At 52.5% G+C, this 17,499-nt stretch carries 16 protein-coding genes; 13 read left to right on the forward strand and 3 right to left on the reverse strand.

Annotation, left to right across the window (positions count from 1 at the left end; all coding sequences use genetic code 11):
* Positions 1-39 precede the first annotated feature (39 nt).
* The 3 genes from ON072_RS04360 to ON072_RS04370 are packed head-to-tail and all read right to left on the reverse strand — an operon-like array spanning position 40 to position 2,105.
* Entirely contained in the window at positions 40-1,389 is a 1,350-nt protein-coding gene (locus tag ON072_RS04360) for a DUF3570 domain-containing protein (protein ID WP_261752527.1), read from the reverse strand.
* Positions 1,380-1,604 carry a DUF4266 domain-containing protein gene (locus ON072_RS04365; RefSeq protein ID WP_037436894.1) on the reverse strand — a complete coding sequence of 75 codons (225 nt, stop codon included), beginning with the start codon at positions 1,602-1,604 and terminating at the stop codon, positions 1,380-1,382. Before ON072_RS04365 ends, ON072_RS04360 begins: the two co-directional genes overlap by 10 nt.
* Positions 1,605-1,607: 3 nt before the next feature.
* Positions 1,608-2,105, reverse strand: coding sequence for a TlpA disulfide reductase family protein (locus ON072_RS04370; RefSeq protein WP_261752529.1), 498 nt, complete (start codon positions 2,103-2,105; stop codon positions 1,608-1,610).
* Between the two features lie 320 nt (positions 2,106-2,425).
* Between ON072_RS04370 and hyaA the strand changes: the two genes are divergently transcribed.
* The 13 genes from hyaA to ON072_RS04435 all read left to right on the forward strand — a co-directional run bounded on the left by hyaA (position 2,426) and on the right by ON072_RS04435 (position 17,275).
* Entirely contained in the window at positions 2,426-3,562 is a 1,137-nt protein-coding gene (hyaA, locus tag ON072_RS04375; RefSeq protein ID WP_062793451.1) for a nickel-dependent hydrogenase small subunit, read from the forward strand.
* Between the two features lie 3 nt (positions 3,563-3,565).
* Positions 3,566-5,269, forward strand: coding sequence for a nickel-dependent hydrogenase large subunit (gene hyaB / locus ON072_RS04380; protein WP_044734538.1), 1,704 nt, complete (start codon positions 3,566-3,568; stop codon positions 5,267-5,269).
* A 12-nt stretch (positions 5,270-5,281) separates the two neighbouring features.
* On the forward strand, positions 5,282-5,953 hold the full coding sequence (gene cybH / locus ON072_RS04385; protein WP_044734539.1) for a Ni/Fe-hydrogenase, b-type cytochrome subunit: 672 nt from the start codon (positions 5,282-5,284) through the stop codon (positions 5,951-5,953).
* 7 nt (positions 5,954-5,960) lie between these two features.
* The gene (locus tag ON072_RS04390; RefSeq protein WP_025887315.1) at positions 5,961-6,560 is read left to right on the forward strand and encodes a HyaD/HybD family hydrogenase maturation endopeptidase; all 600 of its coding nucleotides are present in this window, start codon (positions 5,961-5,963) and stop codon (positions 6,558-6,560) included.
* On the forward strand, positions 6,547-8,430 hold the full coding sequence (locus ON072_RS04395) for a NiFe hydrogenase (RefSeq protein WP_261752530.1): 1,884 nt from the start codon (positions 6,547-6,549) through the stop codon (positions 8,428-8,430). The genes ON072_RS04390 and ON072_RS04395 overlap by 14 nt, the downstream gene beginning before the upstream one ends.
* Positions 8,430-10,898, forward strand: coding sequence for a carbamoyltransferase HypF (hypF, locus tag ON072_RS04400; RefSeq protein ID WP_261752531.1), 2,469 nt, complete (start codon positions 8,430-8,432; stop codon positions 10,896-10,898). The genes ON072_RS04395 and hypF overlap by 1 nt, the downstream gene beginning before the upstream one ends.
* 75 nt (positions 10,899-10,973) lie before the next feature.
* A complete protein-coding gene (gene hypB, locus ON072_RS04405; protein WP_274625977.1) occupies positions 10,974-11,849 on the forward strand; it encodes a hydrogenase nickel incorporation protein HypB in 876 nt (291 codons plus the stop codon).
* Complete coding sequence (locus ON072_RS04410) at positions 11,849-12,097, forward strand: HypC/HybG/HupF family hydrogenase formation chaperone (protein WP_025010286.1); 249 nt, start codon at positions 11,849-11,851, stop codon at positions 12,095-12,097. Before hypB ends, ON072_RS04410 begins: the two co-directional genes overlap by 1 nt.
* A complete protein-coding gene (hypD, locus tag ON072_RS04415) occupies positions 12,084-13,208 on the forward strand; it encodes a hydrogenase formation protein HypD (RefSeq protein WP_261752534.1) in 1,125 nt (374 codons plus the stop codon). The genes ON072_RS04410 and hypD overlap by 14 nt, the downstream gene beginning before the upstream one ends.
* Positions 13,208-14,212 carry a hydrogenase expression/formation protein HypE gene (hypE, locus tag ON072_RS04420; protein WP_096141919.1) on the forward strand — a complete coding sequence of 335 codons (1,005 nt, stop codon included), beginning with the start codon at positions 13,208-13,210 and terminating at the stop codon, positions 14,210-14,212. The genes hypD and hypE overlap by 1 nt, the downstream gene beginning before the upstream one ends.
* On the forward strand, positions 14,212-14,559 hold the full coding sequence (hypA, locus tag ON072_RS04425; RefSeq protein WP_025010284.1) for a hydrogenase maturation nickel metallochaperone HypA: 348 nt from the start codon (positions 14,212-14,214) through the stop codon (positions 14,557-14,559). Before hypE ends, hypA begins: the two co-directional genes overlap by 1 nt.
* Before the next feature lie 1,148 nt (positions 14,560-15,707).
* Entirely contained in the window at positions 15,708-16,574 is an 867-nt protein-coding gene (locus ON072_RS04430) for a hypothetical protein (protein ID WP_107004866.1), read from the forward strand.
* A 323-nt stretch (positions 16,575-16,897) separates the two neighbouring features.
* On the forward strand, positions 16,898-17,275 hold the full coding sequence (locus ON072_RS04435; RefSeq protein WP_071238206.1) for a hypothetical protein: 378 nt from the start codon (positions 16,898-16,900) through the stop codon (positions 17,273-17,275).
* The last annotated feature ends 224 nt before the right edge of the window (positions 17,276-17,499 follow it).

Here is a 17,499-nt window from a genome sequence, read left to right on the forward strand (position 1 = left end):
ACTCTTGGTCAAAGGCTGCTTCCCTCTACTTTCTGTTGATTAAAAGCGGTAGCTGAGCTGGGCAATCACCGCCCTGAGCCTTGGAAACAGCTGCATATTGCCAAGCTCACCGGGCAATAAGGTGCCGTTGTTTTCACTCTGCTGCTGATAATATTCCAGGCGGTAGCTGAGCTCGCGACCCTCGCCGAGCTTATGTCCGAGCTTAACTCCGACCGTATAGGCTTGCAGCTCACCAAGGCGGTGGTCTGCGCTGGCGAATTCAGCTGAATAGCCGGAGATTGAGCCCTCATTCTGGAGCAACAAGGGCCGATAAAAGGATGCCGCACTCTGGCGGTAATAGCGCAGATGCAATTGGCCATAGAAGCCATCAGAGAAATAGTGCCTGAAGTGACTCTCCAGCGTATGGGAATCCAGCTGCCAATCATCAAAAGTGTAGCGCCAGGAAAGGTCCAGCACGCCCCTATTGAGCGCTCCCTTGAGCAGCAAAAACAGGCTCTGCTTTTGCCGTGAGTCCGGCCTGGATTCATAAAGGTAACTCTGGGTGACACCCAGATTGTCCACCAGGCTCAGCACCTTGTAGGGGTCAGTCTGGTACCCCTTAACCAGGGAAAAACCATAGTTGCCCTGCAGTAGCCAGCGACGGTTGAGCACCTGGGTAAAACCCAGCAGCAGATCCAGGGTTTGCTTATGATCCGAGCCGCCTTCTCTACTGGCCTCAAAGGCTTGTCTGAAGGCCGTTTCCGAGTCGTAGTCCACTCTTCTTGCCATGGTTGCAAGCGGCAAAGGTCGGCCGCCGACCGCATCTATGGTATCCAGGCCATAAGCCAACGCCAGGGATGCGGTACTGTTGTTCTTGTTGAAGCTATGCTCCAGCGCGCCATTGACGCCGAGCGAAGTGTAATCATATTCCCGTGAGCCATAAACGCCGCCGGCCAGCTGCCAGTTATTTTCCAAGAGCTTGTACCAAGCGGCACTCAGTTGCAGCCGCTTATCATCAAAGCTGTCATCCAACACCTGCTCACCGGCGGCTATCTGATATTCGCCGTTGCCGGAAGGCCGGGTCAGGGTTTGGCTCTGTTGCTGCACCACAGCGCCCGTGGCCGATGCGCCGCTCAGGCTGTCGAACACCAGTTTGATATCCAGGCCGCTGCTATCATCAAATTCGCCTTTGGCCAGCAGTACCCCTTCAAGAGTCGTCACCCTGTCCTGCTCGCCGTAAAACATCAACGCGGCTTCCAACTGCCAATCGGTAGCCTTGTCGGCACTGTTCTCCGGGAAGCTGAGGTTATTGCCTGCGGCATACGTCGCACCACTGGCTAGCAGTGAGCTGCTGGCCAGTGTCAGCGCTGCGGCAATATTGGTTTCACCCTTTTGCCGCTTCAATTGCATCCGCAGCCTCCTCCGGCGAATGCGCGGCCGCCACTGGCTCCCTCTTTACTGAAGTAGATATGATCGTCCAGCGCCAAGTCCAGCCTTTCGTGTGCCAGCGACATATCCTCTCTCGCCAACTGATCCCGCTCCCAAGGTTCAACCCCGAGTTGAGCACAAGCTGTCAACCCAAGAGTGGCAATAAGCGATAAGCCCAATAAACGCATCCTACGCATCTGTTACTCCTTTAACGCACGCTTGAGTTCAGCCTCATACTGGCTTTGTCGCTCGGTGAAAAAACCAACATGGCTACCGAGCAGTTTTCCATCCCGGTCAAATAGAAAACTTGAGGGCATCCCCTGTAAATCCAGTCTGCGCGCCAGTCGCCCTTCAGGGTCATAAAGCACATCAAAGTCGGCATCCAGTTGCTGGAGAAACTCTCTACCTAATTGGGAGTCAGTGTCCAGATTCACCGCGATTATGGCGAGGTCCGTATCTCGGTATTTGTGATGCATCTGCTGCATCCATGGGAACGACTTGCGACATGGCGCACACCACGAGGCCCAGAAGTCCAAATAAATCACCTTACCCTTGTAGTCATTGAGGCTGACTTGAGTTCCATCATCACGGCTTAACGCCAGCGCCAATGGGGACTGCAGCGTTTCTGCCTGTCCCAAACCACAAATAAGCAACATGAGTATCACAAATGACAGTTGCGACAATTTTTTGGCCTTCATCAGTTGGTTCCTCGACGTAAACTTGCAGTCTGTGGCTGCTACTTTAAAAAAACAGCCATAAAACGGATAGATAAGGATTTTAAGTTTGCCAATCAGTAAATCTTAAATGCCCAAAAAGAGATAGTTGGACAATTTGTCCACTATTAACAATAGCCATTTTGATCCCGATCATGTAATGAAAAAGTAAACATATCAAAAATCACACCCAGACAGAAATCTTGATGCATATCAACTTTAATGAGTCAGTTGCGACCTACACTCATAGGCGTGATTTGTGTGAGTTAAAAGCTATTACATTCTTATAAATAAAAGGTTCAACCATGGACACACATGCAGCCCTTTACGAGCAAGGACGGCAACGGCTGGAGAAATTGCGTCAGCTGCCCGCCCGCCAGGACAAATCTTTACAGGAACGTATGCTGGATCACGGCCTGACCCGCCGTGACTTTATGAAGTGGAGTGCATCGGTTACCGCCATGCTGGCGTTGCCCTTGCCCTTCTCCAACCTGGTGGCCGAAGCTGCCGAACTGGCCGATCGGGTACCTCTGATTTGGTTGCATCTGGCCGAGTGCACAGGTTGCTCCGAATCTCTGGTGCGTGCCGACACGCCGAATCTGGATTCGTTGATCTTCGATCATATCTCGCTGGAATACCACGAGACCCTGATGGCTGCCGCCGGCTGGCAAGCAGAAGAGAATCTGGAGCACGCCCTTGAAGCCTACAAAGGCAACTACCTGCTGGCGGTTGAAGGGGCTGTGCCAACGGCCAACAACGGCGCCTTCTTAACGGTCGGCTGTAAGGGCCACACCGGGCTTGAAATCATCAAGCACGCCGCCGAAGGTGCTGCCGCGATAATTTCTGTGGGTACCTGTGCCTCCTTCGGCGGGGTTCAGGCGGCAGCGCCCAACCCAACCGGTGCCAAGGGCGTCCATGAAGTGGTCAACAAGACGGTCATCAACCTGGGTGGCTGCCCACCGAGTGAAAAGAATATTGTCGGCACCCTGATGTACTTCATCATGTTTGGCAAGCTCCCTGCCCTGGACATGTTCAATCGGCCCAAGTGGGCCTATGGTGCCAGGGTGCACGACAATTGCGAGCGCCGTGGCCGTTTCGACGCCGGTGAATTTGTCGAGGAATTCGGCGATACCGGTGCCAAAGAGGGCTATTGCCTCTACAAGGTAGGCTGTAAGGGCCCTTACACCTACAACAACTGCCCGACCGAGCGCTTCAATCACCATACCAGTTGGCCTGTGCTGGCCGGTCATGGCTGCATGGGCTGCTCCGAGCCCAACTTCTGGGATGACATGGCTGACTTTGAAAAACCTCTTGGCAGACAACTGCTGCATGGCCTGGATGCTACCGCCGATACCATAGGCGCTGTCATTCTCGGTGCCACTGTGGTGGGTATCGGCGCCCATGCGGTTGCCAGTCTGTTTGCCGGTTCGAAGGAGGATTAATCAATGAACCAACGTGTAGTCATAGATCCCATTACCCGTATCGAAGGCCACCTGCGTGTTGAGGTGGAAGTCGATGAAAACAATGTGGTGCAAAAAGCCTGGTCTTCCTCCACCCTGTGGCGCGGTATTGAGGTGATCCTCAAGGGCCGTACGCCTATGGATGTGGGCCTTATCGTGCAGCGGATCTGCGGTGTGTGTACCTATTCCCACTATCGCTGCGGCACCGAAGCGGTGGAAAACGCTCTCGGGATGAAAATTCCGCTCAACGCCCGCTATCTGCGCTCCTTGATGCACACTTCACTGTTTATGCACGACCATATAGTGCATTTCTATCATCTGCATGGTCTGGACTGGGTGGATGTGGTTTCCGCTCTTAGTGCCGATCCCGCCAAGGCGGCTCAGGTGGCACTCAAGTACACAGACAAGCCGATTGCCGCCGGTGAAGGTGAACTCAGGGCCGTTCAGGAGAGAGTCAAAGGCTTTGTCGAAACCGGCAAGCTTGGGCCTTTCGCCAACGCCTATTGGGGTAACGGTACTTATAAATTCACCCCAGAGCAGAACCTGATTGCCCTGTCGCACTATCTCAAGGCACTGGAAGTACAGCGGGTTGCGGCAGAGATGATGGCGATTTTCGGCGGCAAGCAGCCTCACCCTCAGTCTCTGGTGGTCGGCGGTGTTACCTCGGTGCGTGATATGCTAAGCCCGGCAAGATTACAGGAGTGGAAACAAAAACATGCCATTGTGGCTGACTTTATCGAGCGTGGTTACAAGGCCGATATCGTGATGGCGGCCGAAGCCTTCGGCGGCGAAGCCTCGGTACTGGGCGGCGTTAACATCAAGAGCTTTATGGCTACGAACGACTTTGTCACAGCCGATGGTGAGTATCTGTTTGAACAAGGGGTTATCCTCAAGGGCGACCTGGCCGGTGTCAGCGATATCAACCCGGATCTGATCGCCGAAGATGTCACCCACGCCTGGTACAAGGCCGACAAGCCGCAACACCCTTACGATGGCACCACAATTCCTGATTACACCGGCTTTGTAGAGCGCGACACGGTTTACGGCAAACTGCCGACCCTGGATGGTGACAACAAATACAGCTGGGTGAAATCCCCCCGTTACCAAGGTGAACCTGTGGAAGTGGGCCCACTCGCCTGCCTGCTGGTGAACTATGCCAGAGGCAATCAAGTGGTAGTCGATGCCGTCAATGGTTTGCTGCAACGTACCGGCTTGCCGATTGAAGCCCTGTTCACCACCCTTGGCCGCACCGCGGCGCGTATGTTGCAAACCTCGATTGTGGCCAAAGAGGGATTGCGCACCTTCGACGCCCTGCTGACCAATATCCAGAGTGACGACAGCACTTATATCAAGCCTGAGCTCGACAGCAACAAAGAGTATGTCGGCCACGCCATGATTGAAGCTCCCCGCGGTATGCTGAGTCACTGGATCCGCATCAAGGGGGGACTGGTGGAAAACTATCAGGCCGTGGTGCCCACCACCTGGAACGCAGGGCCAGTGGATGCCAAGGGACAGATGGGACCTTATGAGGCATCACTGATAGGCTTGAAACTTGAAGATCCCGCCAAGCCGCTGGAAGTGATCCGCATTATTCACTCTTTCGATCCCTGTATGGCCTGCGCCGTACACGTGATGGATTACAAGGGGCAATCCTTGGGCGAATTCCGTATCGATCCCAATGCCCGCTAAGGAGGAAGCGTCATGGCTACATCGAGTGTTTCCTATAAACAGGAGATAGTATTCAGCGCCGCGATCCGGATATTTCACTGGCTCAGAGCGTTGGCGATTTTGGTACTTGTGATGACAGGCTTTTATATCGCCTGGCCATTTCTGGTGGCGCCCGAGTCCAGTGATGTGTTGGTGCAAGGCTGGATCCGCTTTGCCCACCTGATCTTCGGCTTTATCCTCTGTGCCATTACTCTGGCCCGAGCTTATCTGTTCTTCTTCAGCAAGAGCGATATTGAGCGGCGCTCGTTTCGGGATGTGATGAGCTTGAAGAGTTGGATAGTTCAGCTCAAGTCCTATCTGTGGATGGGTAAGCTGAACAAGGCCGGTGTCTATGGCCCACTGCAGTTTATGACGTATCTGGCAGTGTCTGTAATGGCTGCGGTGATCTGTATTACCGGGCTGGTACTCTATGCCAACGTCTACCATCAAGGTATGGGCGGCTGGCTGTGGGATATCTCCGGCTGGATCACGGCGCAGATGGGTGGCCTGGCCATGGTCAGGATCTGGCACCATTATCTGACCTGGGCCTTTGTCATCTTCGTGGTTATCCACGTTTATATGGCAGTCTGGACAGGTATCCGCTTCAAACATAACTCAGTGGACTCTATTGTCTCAGGTTATGACTATCACCCGGACAAGCACTAGAGGTCAGATGAAGATATTGCTGCTGGGTATTGGCAATGTCCTGTACGCCGATGAAGGTATCGGCGTACATTTTGTCAATTACCTCAATGAAAACTATCAATTTACTCACCCAAGCGACCAGCTCGATCTCCTCGACGGCGGCACCTTGGCACAGGGGCTTACCCCCATCATTGCCAAGTACGACGCTTTGCTCTTGGTCGATACAGTCAATGCCGCAGGCGCCAAACCCGGCGAAGTCTATTTCTTCGACTTCGATAAGGCTCCGCCTGAAATCGATTGGCAAGGCAGCGCCCATGAAGTGGAAATGCTGCAAACCCTGATCATGATGGAGATGCTTGGCGACAGGCCCCACACCATGGTGCTTGGCATCACCCCAACCGTGATTGAACCCATGACGCTTGGGCTCACACCGCAAATTGCCGCCGCCGTGCCCTTGATGGAAACCACGCTTATCAACTATCTGCAGCACCTTGGCTGGCAATGCCAAAAAACCGGTAACACTGACATAGAAGCCCTTATTCCCCACTCCTATCGCCCAAAGCTATCTGTAGCAGCAAAGGTCGATGAAGAAGACAAACTGCCGGAAACATCCCATGAAACTCGTTAGATTCGAATTTGACTGCGCCTCGCAGCAGCCTTGGTATGGGCATTTATGTAACCAATATCTTAATTACGATAAGCTGAATATCACTGTCGCCCTGTTGCCGTTGAAATCCGCGGCCAAGCAAAGCACTGCTGCCGCCCTAGAGCACAATCATCAGGCGCCCAGGATCCTCTGGCGATATATTCTCGAAGCCGAGGGGAGCCAGAGTGAGCTTGAGCAGCTCGCCGATGAGATTGCGGGTGATTTTCTCTTGAGCACCAGCTTGCTGGACTCACGTATTTTACTGGCAGAGGAAAGACTCGGCGCCGCCACGCCACTGGCTTTAGCCGACGTACTTCCCAATTCAACCACTCGGCCGAACCTGGCGTTTTGTCAGTACTGCCAGCCTCGTTTGGGCGATAACCAACACCCTGATTTTGCCAATATCCGTTTGCCCTGCCCCCACTGCCTTGGCGAAGAGGCGGTATTGGCTGAGCCGGAACTCTGCGCCCTGCAACCAAGCGATATCCGCGCCATGGCCGAGCAACTGCTTGAGGGCAAATCGCTCACGCTCACCGACAGCGGCAATCGGCGCCTAAAACTGAGTCGCAAACAAGATGATATGCCTCAGGGCATACCCAGCGGCCAAACACTTATCTGCTGCAATCCCAATAGCCTCAACGCCCACTTCCTGCTGACCGATGCCGAAGTGCTGGCGCTTTCTTCGATGGAAAAACCTGCGCTGCAATTAAGACCCTGCTCGCAGCACCCCAGGCTCACACAACCCTTGTACTCAGTGGCGTTTGCCGATAGCAGACTGCTGCTGATCATCTGCGAGTATTTGCGTATCAAGGGCTGCGATTATCTGTTTGCGGTCGAGTTATCCCAGCCATCCCGTGTGGAGCTATGCTGGATAGCCGGTCACTATCTGCCGCTCTATGCTCACCAGGCGCGGCTGAGTAAGGCAAGCTCAGGCCATGCCTTGCCGGAAACCCTGCACGATGAGGCAAGGTTCGGCAAATCAGTGGCGACCGTTCAAAGCCTAGGCATCCCAAAAGAGCCGCAAATTGTATTGAGAGCGGCCACGGAGAATGACGCGAATATCTGGCAAGTGGCCACCGATCACGGCGCCGAATGCGCCTTCAACGCGCTGCTGGCCGAATTCTCAGGTATAAAAAAAGCCGCACTGCTCTATTTCAGTGGCTCGAATCCCTCACAAATACGCTATCTGGATAAGGACGGCAAACAAGAGTGCTTCTTTGAGCTGACTCAACTGCCCGCCAGCGGCTATGAGATAGTACACGCACTGGAGCAAAGCCCGCAGCGCACTGTGGTGCAAAAATTCAAAAGCCAATTCCCCGAGTGTTATAACCGCCTGCTGGATTTTGGCAGTCAGCAGCCATCCGCCTTCCCCGGGTTGGATGCGCTATGGGCCGTTATCGCCATCATCAGTGGGCTGGGTCAGCAGGGTCAGTCGGCCACTGAGCTTAAAGATGCCTTTATCGCCGCCGCCATGAGTTACAAGGGCGCCAACGCACCGCGAATAGATTACCCCTTGGCCAAGGGCGAAGCGGTGCGCGGCCTTAACTGGTGCAAAACGCTGGGCACTGTCATGAGTTTCCGCCTCGCCGGTGACACAGATGCCGCCAAGCTCTGCTTCGCCGCCCAGGACTCTCTGGCTGACTATCTGGCCAACTGGGTCGAGCATCTGGATCTCAGCGTTGGTATAGATTGTGTGTTTCTGGCCGGCAGCGCCATGGCCAACCCGGTTCTGAGCAAGAGAATCGCCATCCGCATCGGCAAAAACTTCCCGCTGGCGGCCAGTCAACTGCTCGATCTCGATGGCGCCCTGCTCGCCGCCGGCGCACTTTGGCTCAGGCAAAGGAGGCGCTGATGACAGCGCTTGTTGCCCAAAGCTTCAATATCAAAGGCATAGTCCAGGGGGTGGGTTTTCGCCCCTGGATTTTCCAGTTGGCAAAACGCTTTCAGCTCACGGGCCATGTGCTCAACGATGGCCAGGGCGTCAGCATATTGGTGCAAGGTCCGGAGATGGCGCTGGCAGGATTTCGAGCCGCGCTCGATACCGAGCGCCCGCCGCTGTGCCGCATTGATGAGCTCACCGTCAGCCATGCCCAAGTGCAGGACTTGCAAGATTTCACCATAGCGCACAGCAGTGCGGGGCAAGCGGCGGCCATAGTCACTGTGGGCAGCGACAAGAGCAGCTGCGATGCCTGCTTGGCCGAGATTCGCGATCCCAACAATCGCCACTTCGGTTACCCCTTCACCAACTGCACCCACTGCGGCCCCAGATACACCATTATCCGCAACCTGCCCTACGACAGACACAATACCGCCATGGCGGGCTTTGCCCTTTGTGATGCCTGCCGCCAAGCCTATGAAGACCCTATGGACAGGCGCTATCACGCCCAGCCGGTCAGTTGCCCCAAATGTGGCCCCGAGCTGACACTGCGTGGCGCAGGCGGCGAAATCCTCGCCAAGAGAGAGCAAGCGCTGGCGCAAACCATTGCCCTTATCGAACAGGGCAAAATCCTCGCCATCAAGGGCCTAGGGGGCTTTCATCTGATCTGCGATGCCGGTAATCATGACGCAGTCACTGAACTTAGGCGCCGCAAGTGCCGCCCGGCCAAGCCGCTGGCACTGATGATGCCCTCAATCGAGTTCGCCAAACAGTATGCCGAAGGCTCGAGCGCCGAGTGGCAACTGCTCAGTAGTCAGGAGCGGCCGATAGTGCTTATGGCCAAGAAGCAACACCAGGCTGACGCTCCGGCACTCAGCAGCGCCATAGCGCCGGATATCGATCGGCTGGGTTTGTTCCTGCCTTATACGCCGCTGCATACTCTGCTGCTCGATGGCCTGCAGCGGCCGCTGGTGGCCACCAGTGCCAACCGCTCCGGCGAGCCGATTATCACAGACGGCGACGAGGTGCTGCAGCAACTCGGCAAACCGCCTCTGGCTGTGGTCGATGCTGTACTGGATCATAACCGCCCCATCATCAACGGCTGTGATGACTCTGTAGTGCAGATGCTGGATGATGAACTGCAGGTACTGCGTCTCGCCCGCGGTTATGCACCGCTGAGCCTGCCAAGCAAGAGCTTGGCGAGCATGAACATAGTAAGCAAAAGCTTGACGAGTAAGGACTCTAGAGACAACAGCTCCAACAAGCTGCCGTCGCTATTGGCCGTGGGCCCACAACAGAAAAACACCATGGCGCTCAATATCGGTAATCAGCTCTATCTCAGCCCCCATATCGGCGATCTTTTCAGTGTTGAGGCCGAGGGCTATTTCGAGCGCACTTTGCAGAATTTCCATCGCCTGTACCACTTTGAGCCCGAGGCCATCATCCGCGATAAACACCCCGACTATGCGTCCAGCCGCTGGGCCGAGCGTCAAGGGGGTCGGCAGCTTGAGGTGCAGCATCACTTCGCCCATCTGCTGGCGGTGATGGCAGCCAATGATTACAGCGGCAAGGTGCTGGGCTTCAGCTTTGATGGCACAGGGCTTGGAGATGACAACCAGCTCTGGGGCGGCGAACTGCTGCTGGCCGACTGTCAGGGCTTTCAGCGCCTGGCAACCCTGAGCCCGATGATGCTGCTCGGAGGCGAGCAGGCCATTCGCGAGCCTTGGCGCCTGCTCTATAGCCTGCTGTTGCAAAACCATGGCATTGAAGAGTTGCAGCAATTGGCGGTCTTTGCTGCCGAGCCTGCAGCCAAGCTGGCCAACCTTGGCAAGCTCGCCAGCAGTGGCATAGGCCCCAAGAGCCACTCCATCGGCCGTTTATTCGATGCCGCCGCCGCGCTGCTGGCGAACTTGAGACTCAGCCAATATGAAGGCCAGGCCGGGATTATCCTGGAAACCCTTGCCCGCCGAGCCATTGCCGCCGGGAAACAGCAAAGCGCCGAGAAGCTTGGCTTAGAGCTGAAGCTTGAACATGAGCTCGAACATGAGCTCGAACCAACAAACTCTCGCACCGAGCTGGTGTTTGGGCAGTGGCAAAGCGCGCCGTTATTTTCGGCGCTGCTGCGAGCCTGGCGCACCGAGCCGGACAGTGAACTGCTGGCGCTGGCCTTTATTCAGGCCATAGGCAAAGGGATTTTCGCCGCGGCGCTCAAGGCCCGTAACTGGCTCAAGGCCGAAGGAATAGACGAGCTGCCGCTGGTACTGAGCGGCGGCGTGTTTCAAAGTAGGCTTCTCAGTGAATACTGCCACCGGGAACTCGCCCGGCTTGAATTTCACCGCTTGAAACCCGGCCTGGTGCCGGTCAATGATGGCGGTATCGCCCTCGGGCAGCTCTGGTATGGATTGCATCAACCCGGGCTCACACAGAGCCTGGCCGAACGTTGAAATTACTGATTGATATCAAAGCATCTGCCGCCAAAGCGGCGCATGCTCAGATTAAGGAACCAAAGGGAGTTCATTATGTGTAAAGATTGCGGATGTTCACTGCCCAGGGGCAACGGCGGGCATCATTCTCACGAGCATGGTCATTCTCACGGACACGATCACAAGCACGGTCACAGTCACGATCACTCTCATGACCATTCCCATGAGCACTCTCACAGCCATTCTCATAGCCATTCTCACAGCCATGGCACAGTACACACCAACCCACAGCTGAACGACAGCAAGACACTGTCGGTGATCCACAAGATCCTCGACAAAAACGATATCGAAGCCCAGCACAACCGGGAACACTTCGAATCCCACAAGGTGATGGCCTTCAATATCATGAGTAGCCCCGGCAGTGGCAAAACCAGCCTGCTGGAGCATCTCGGTGCCTATACAGACAAAAAATACTGCGTCATTGAAGGCGATCTGGAAACCTCGCGGGATGCCGACCGCCTCAAGGCCAAGGGCATAGAAGCGATTCAGATCCAAACCGGCAGCGCCTGCCACCTGGATGCCTTTATGGTGCACGGTGCCCTGCACCAGCAAGCGCTCGACAACATGGATATCTGCTTTGTCGAGAACGTCGGCAACCTGGTGTGCCCGGCCAGTTATGATGTCGGTACCCACATGAATATTGTGCTGGTTTCCATCCCCGAGGGCGACGACAAGATTGAAAAATATCCTGTGATGTTCCACCGCGCCGATCTGGTGCTGCTGACCAAGTGCGATCTGCTGCCCTACTTTGACTTTGATGTCGCCGAGGCCCGCGCCCAGGTGAGTAAACTCAACCCCAAGGCCGAGGTATTGGAAGTCTCTACCAAAGATCCCGCCAGTTTGACCCGGGTCGCCCAGTGGCTGGATAAGCAGCTCGCCGCCTTTACCGAGCGCACTTCGGAGGCCTGCTGATGTGTTTGTCTATCCCATCCCAGGTAGTGGAGCTGCACCCCGAAAGCCAGAGCGTTACCGTGGAAACCCTGGGGGTTAAACGCACTGTGAGCTGTCATCTGTTGGATGAACCGCTTGCCATTGGCGACTATGTGCTTATCCATATCGGCTTTGTGATGAACAAGATAGATGCCGAATCTGCCGCCGAGAGCCTGGCGCTGTACCGTGAGATAGCGGCCAAACTGGAGGCGGAAGATGGCAGAGCTTGAACTCAGGCAACTGTACGACGGCTTTCGCTGCCCGGCCACTATCCGTAATCTGGCCGAGGAAATCACCGCACTGGCTCCCAAGCTGGCCGAGCCGCTCAATATCATGGAGGTCTGCGGCGGCCACACCCACACCATAATGAAATATGGCCTGCTGCAGCTGCTGCCGGAAAATATCCATTTCATTCATGGCCCGGGTTGCCCGGTATGTGTCATGCCCAAAGAGCGGATAGATCAGGCCGCCGCCCTCGCCCGCCTCGATGATGTGATCTTGGTGACCCTGGGGGATATGATCCGGGTTCCCGGCTCCAAGGGTTCACTCGCCTCTGTGCGCGCCGAAGGCCATGATATCCGCGCCGTCTACGCCCCGCTCGATGCGCTGAAAATCGCCGCAGAAAACCCGGACAAGACCATAGTCTATTTTGCCATCGGCTTTGAAACCTCCACGCCGATGACGGCGATACTGCTGGAGCAAGCCGAAGCCAAGGGCCTTAGTAACCTCTTGTTTCATATCAACCATGTGCTGGTACCACCGGCAATAGATGCGGTAATGAGCCACCCCGAGACCAAGGTCAACGCCTTTATCGGCCCGGCCCACGTCAGCGTTATCAGCGGCGCCCGCATCTATCGCCCGACGGTGGAACGTTATCGCACCCCTGTGGTGGTCTCGGGCTTCGAGCCGGTGGATGTCATGCAATCCATTCTCGCGCTGGTCAAACAGAAAGTCAGCGGCCGCTGTGAACTGGAAAACCAGTATCAACGCGCCGTCAGCGAACAGGGCAATCTATTAGCGCAGCAAAAGGTAGAGCAGTTCTTTAAGGTACGCCCCAGTTTTCGTTGGCGCGGCCTTGGCCCCATTGCCGACTCGGCACTGATGCTGAAACCCGAATACGGCCACAGGGATGCCGAACGCCGCTTTGCCGAGCGCTTGCCGGTGAAACAGATAGACGATCACAAAGCCTGCCAATGCGGCGATATTCTGCGCGGCATGGCCAATCCCAAGGATTGCAAAGTATTTGGCCGCGGCTGCACCCCACAAACACCGCTCGGCAGTTGCATGGTCAGCTCTGAAGGCGCCTGCAATGCCTATTACAGATATGCCGGAGTAAACTGATGTCCGATAAACGAGTACAACTGAGCCATGGCGGCGGTGGCCGGGAAATGGCCGAGCTTATCAACAAGCTGTTTTTCGATGCCTTCGACAACCCCATTCTCAGACGCGAAGAAGACGCCGCCTGTCTACCTCTTGGCGGCGATTGCGCCTTTACCACAGACTCATTTACCGTAGCGCCGCTGTTCTTCAAAGGCGGCGACATCGGCAAGCTGGCCATTGCCGGCACAGTCAACGACTTAGCTATGATGGGCGCCGAGCCGCAATATTTAAGCTGCGGTTTTATCATAGAAGAAGGCTTTGAAATCAGCCGTCTGAAACAGATAGTCGCCAGCATGGCCGATGCACTGTCTCAATGCGGAGCCCGCATCGTCTGCGGCGATACCAAGGTAGTGCCCAAAGGCTGCGCCGACGGCATTTTCATCAATACCTCAGGGGTAGGCCGCATTCTCAAGCCGGGCATTTCGGCTCATGCGCTAAGAAACGGCGATGCCATCTTGCTTTCGCGGGACATAGGGCGTCACGGCGCCGCCATCCTGAGTGCCCGTGAAGGGCTGGAGCTGGAGTCTGAACTCAGCTCCGACTGCGCCGTGCTCTGGAATGTGGTGGAGCAACTGATCGCCGCCAATCTGGAGATCCACGCCATGCGTGACGCCACCCGCGGCGGCTTGTCGGCCGTGCTCAACGAGTGGGCCAAGGCCTCTAACAAGGGCATTACCCTCAGAGAAACCGCCATTCCCGTCTGTGATGAGGTACGCGGCGTCTGTGAACTCTACGGTTTTGAGCCCTGGGATCTCGCCAACGAAGGCAGCTTTGTCGTCGCCCTGCCCCGCGAACTCGCCGAAGGCGCGGTCGAAATCATGCGCCGCTTCGGTCATTGCGACCAGGCCTGCATCATAGGCGAAGTAGGCGAACAACATCCGGGTAAAGTGGTACTGGAATCGGCCTGGGGCAGTCGCCGCTATTTGGATCTGCCACAGGGCGAGCTGTTGCCGAGGATCTGTTGATGCACGAGTATTCTATCGTCAGCGCCCTGATGGAGCAGTGCCAGCAACTCGCCGCCGAGCACGGCGCCAAGGGCATTGCTCGGGTCGCCATCAAGATAGGCGCCATGAGCGGCGTTGAACCTGAGTTGGTTCGCACCGCCTTCAACACCTTTCGTGAGCACAGCGTCTGCCACCAAGCCGTGCTTGATATCGACATAGCGCCGCTGACGCTCTCCTGCAATCGGTGCCAGCAGCAAAGTACCCCAGAGGAACGTACCGTCATCTGCCCCCACTGCCACAGCCAGGATACCCGGGTCATAGACGGTGAAGATATGCTATTGATGCAACTCGAGTTAATCACAGATTAAGCCTGCTCAGGCAAAGCGGCGCCACTATCTGTGTGACGCCGCTATCTGTATTGAGCTACACGCTGTAAAACTTAGGGCCAAAGGCTATCGCGTTCGGTAATGCCTTTGGCCATATATCTTTGGCCTTTTCATCACTCCTTCCCCATTACTGTCTTACCGTCAGTAAAAGCCTTTAGAGTCTCATTTCTAAACCATGGCTGCACTTGCGGCTTGTTTCGCCAAGCCAACTTGGTTATTCTAATGATAATTCAATTAGTTATAAAAACAGCCAATACAGGGATGGCTGGCATCATTTCGCCTTCAGGCAAATTCAGGGACGAAGTCAGTTTCGTGCCCGTGCGGTAGCTATGGCGGAAACTTTATAGCAGATAGTTATTTAAGCGCAGACGCGACGCCCTTAATCTACACGATTAAACTCATCCTGTGTCGGCCAACTTAACTTGACCAATACACAACAAACAGTGTGGCTCTGGCTTAACTAATCCACGAGACGACACGGTGGTCAATACCTGCACGGGAAATCATTATGTGTAGGCACAATCAGGGTTGCCATCTGTAAACCATAAGGCACTTAATTATGTCAAAAAGGATAAACAAGACTTATACAAAGGAAATTTGAATCGATTAACGAGAATCTAGATGCTCCTATATGTTCTACCCTTCAATATTCGAATGTGACATCTCGTACACAAGCCAAGAAATGATGATATACGGTTAAAAGTTGAAGATGAATATGAATATGAATATGAGATTTTATGGTAGTTGGTAGAGACTATTTACTCAATAAAGATAATTTTTCTAAATTTCCAGCGCCTGAAAAACTAGCTCACAAGTTAATTGGTGTGAAACTGGACCTAGTTATAGACTTTACTCTTGTTATACCGAGAGTCTTTATAAGATTAGATTTATATAAAAGTGTTTTTGGAGAATTTGTTAATTTTTAGCCGATGTGGATTATATAAATCATCTGATGATAATTTTTTGTCTTTTCTTTGTACGCATACTGAAGGTTTGATTTGATTGATATGGGCAATAAAAGCAAATTGCCATTATCGTTCTATAACCATGGGGCTTTATGTATTTAAAAATAAATTTTTCAAGAAAAATAGATAGTTCTGACATAGTAGATATTGAATATAAGGTTTAACATGAGTTTATTAACTTACGAAGATATTGATTCTTTAGTGCATGGTAAAGCTACCGACGATATAAATTCCTTGTTTTTTAAAAACAAGGACCATTACATCAGAAAAATATGGAATGATAAGGACAATATAGAGAGATTACGTTCTCTTAGAAGTCAAAAAATCATTTCTGATTATGATTTGTATAAGCTTGCATACTATAAAATAAGCTCATTTAACCCTTTACAATCTGAAAATCCATTGTTTAAACTTATTGCAGAGCAAGGTTCTGATGGAACTTTATTGATATCTGATCAAAGTGAAATTCATTACTTATGTCTTGATGCTCATTTTAATTTTATAAAGGGGATTTTGGATGTCGGCGGTAAAATAGATCAAAATAAGTTCTTGACTAGTGCTTTTTCTGGCTATAAAGAGGAATATAAGATCTTTGATTATTTGCTTGGTAATTTTGATTTTGATTCTTCTGCTTTATCCGAGGCGGCTGCATGGCTTGTATACAACGAGCACTATGAAGAAGAGTTGGGTAAAGCTGCATTTAAAAAGATTGTAGATAAAGGCTTGGATATCAATCAAAAATTTTCAAATGAAAGTGAGCTTTCCGAATATGACTCTTTACTGAGTCTTGTTTTTTCAGAGCAACCCATTATTTTTATTTCTTGGTTGGATGGTACTCCGTCGCAAAGTACTATATCCGACTTTCCTTGGGAATTTATAATTTTTGAACATGATATAAATGAAGAACATGTGGAGGCTATTCGGTCTTTAATTCAAAAAGGTTATGAGTTACCCCTGCAAGAAATCGCTACATTCTTAAGAGATAAAGATGAAGAAGACTTTGCTGAGTCTGTTGAAAATATATCTGTTTGATTTTAATTTTTTATGTGACTTTATGACATTTAAGTACTGATATCATATGGTTTCTGTAACTTGATGTCAGCATGTTGGTTTGTTCAAGTCGAACTATGGGTAGACATTGTCGCTACCCAACCTCACACTGTCTTAAAAAACCATTAAGAAACTACTCATCAGTTTGCACTATGCTGACCTTTCCCCCGAATTTAAGACCATGACATTAATTTTTCTTATCATTTTAGCGTAAGAAAACAATTAAATCATGCTTTTAAGCAAGTTCAGGTAAATAAGAGTTTTGAGAGTCGCACATGCGCACTATACAGCAATTAGGCTAAAATATGTTCGTACGATATGAAACTAACCTTACGTTTCGTGGTACTCAGCACAGGAAAGGTATTTTTGCAGCTATGGGTGACCTTAAACGCATGAAGGTAATGTCAGAACAGGAATACTATTGGTATAAATCTACAGCAGCTTGGTTTAACAACAATTTGGAAAATCCGAAATGTTTTAAAGAACCGATAGCGCCTGATGTACGATTCGTTGCACAAAGTTGGTTTTTTAACGTCCCTTCACTGTACCTTGAAAAATCAAATGAAGTAGCCGAGTTACTTAAAAAGTATGGTATAACTGTAACGATTAGACTGTCAATTAAACCTGGTAAGATTATTTATAGTGACAACATTCAGCTTGTAGTAGTTCCAAACGATAGCTAAATCTCATCAATAGCAGAATGAAGGTTCTAGCCGCCGGTGTTTCTAAGTGTTTATTTTTTAACAGCGTGATTATAATATCCTTCTGTACGTAAAACTCGATAAGAAAGCGTGTTAGCTTTAGACATGTCGGCCTCCTATAATTGTTCGCCTATTGGGTCAACAAATAGTATGACTCTGACTTAATTCATCCGTGAGAAACACGGCAACCGACACTTGCTTTCATA

Origin of the sequence: Shewanella sp. K8, from assembly GCF_028823715.1 — a bacterium.
GTDB lineage: Bacteria > Pseudomonadota > Gammaproteobacteria > Enterobacterales > Shewanellaceae > Shewanella > Shewanella algae.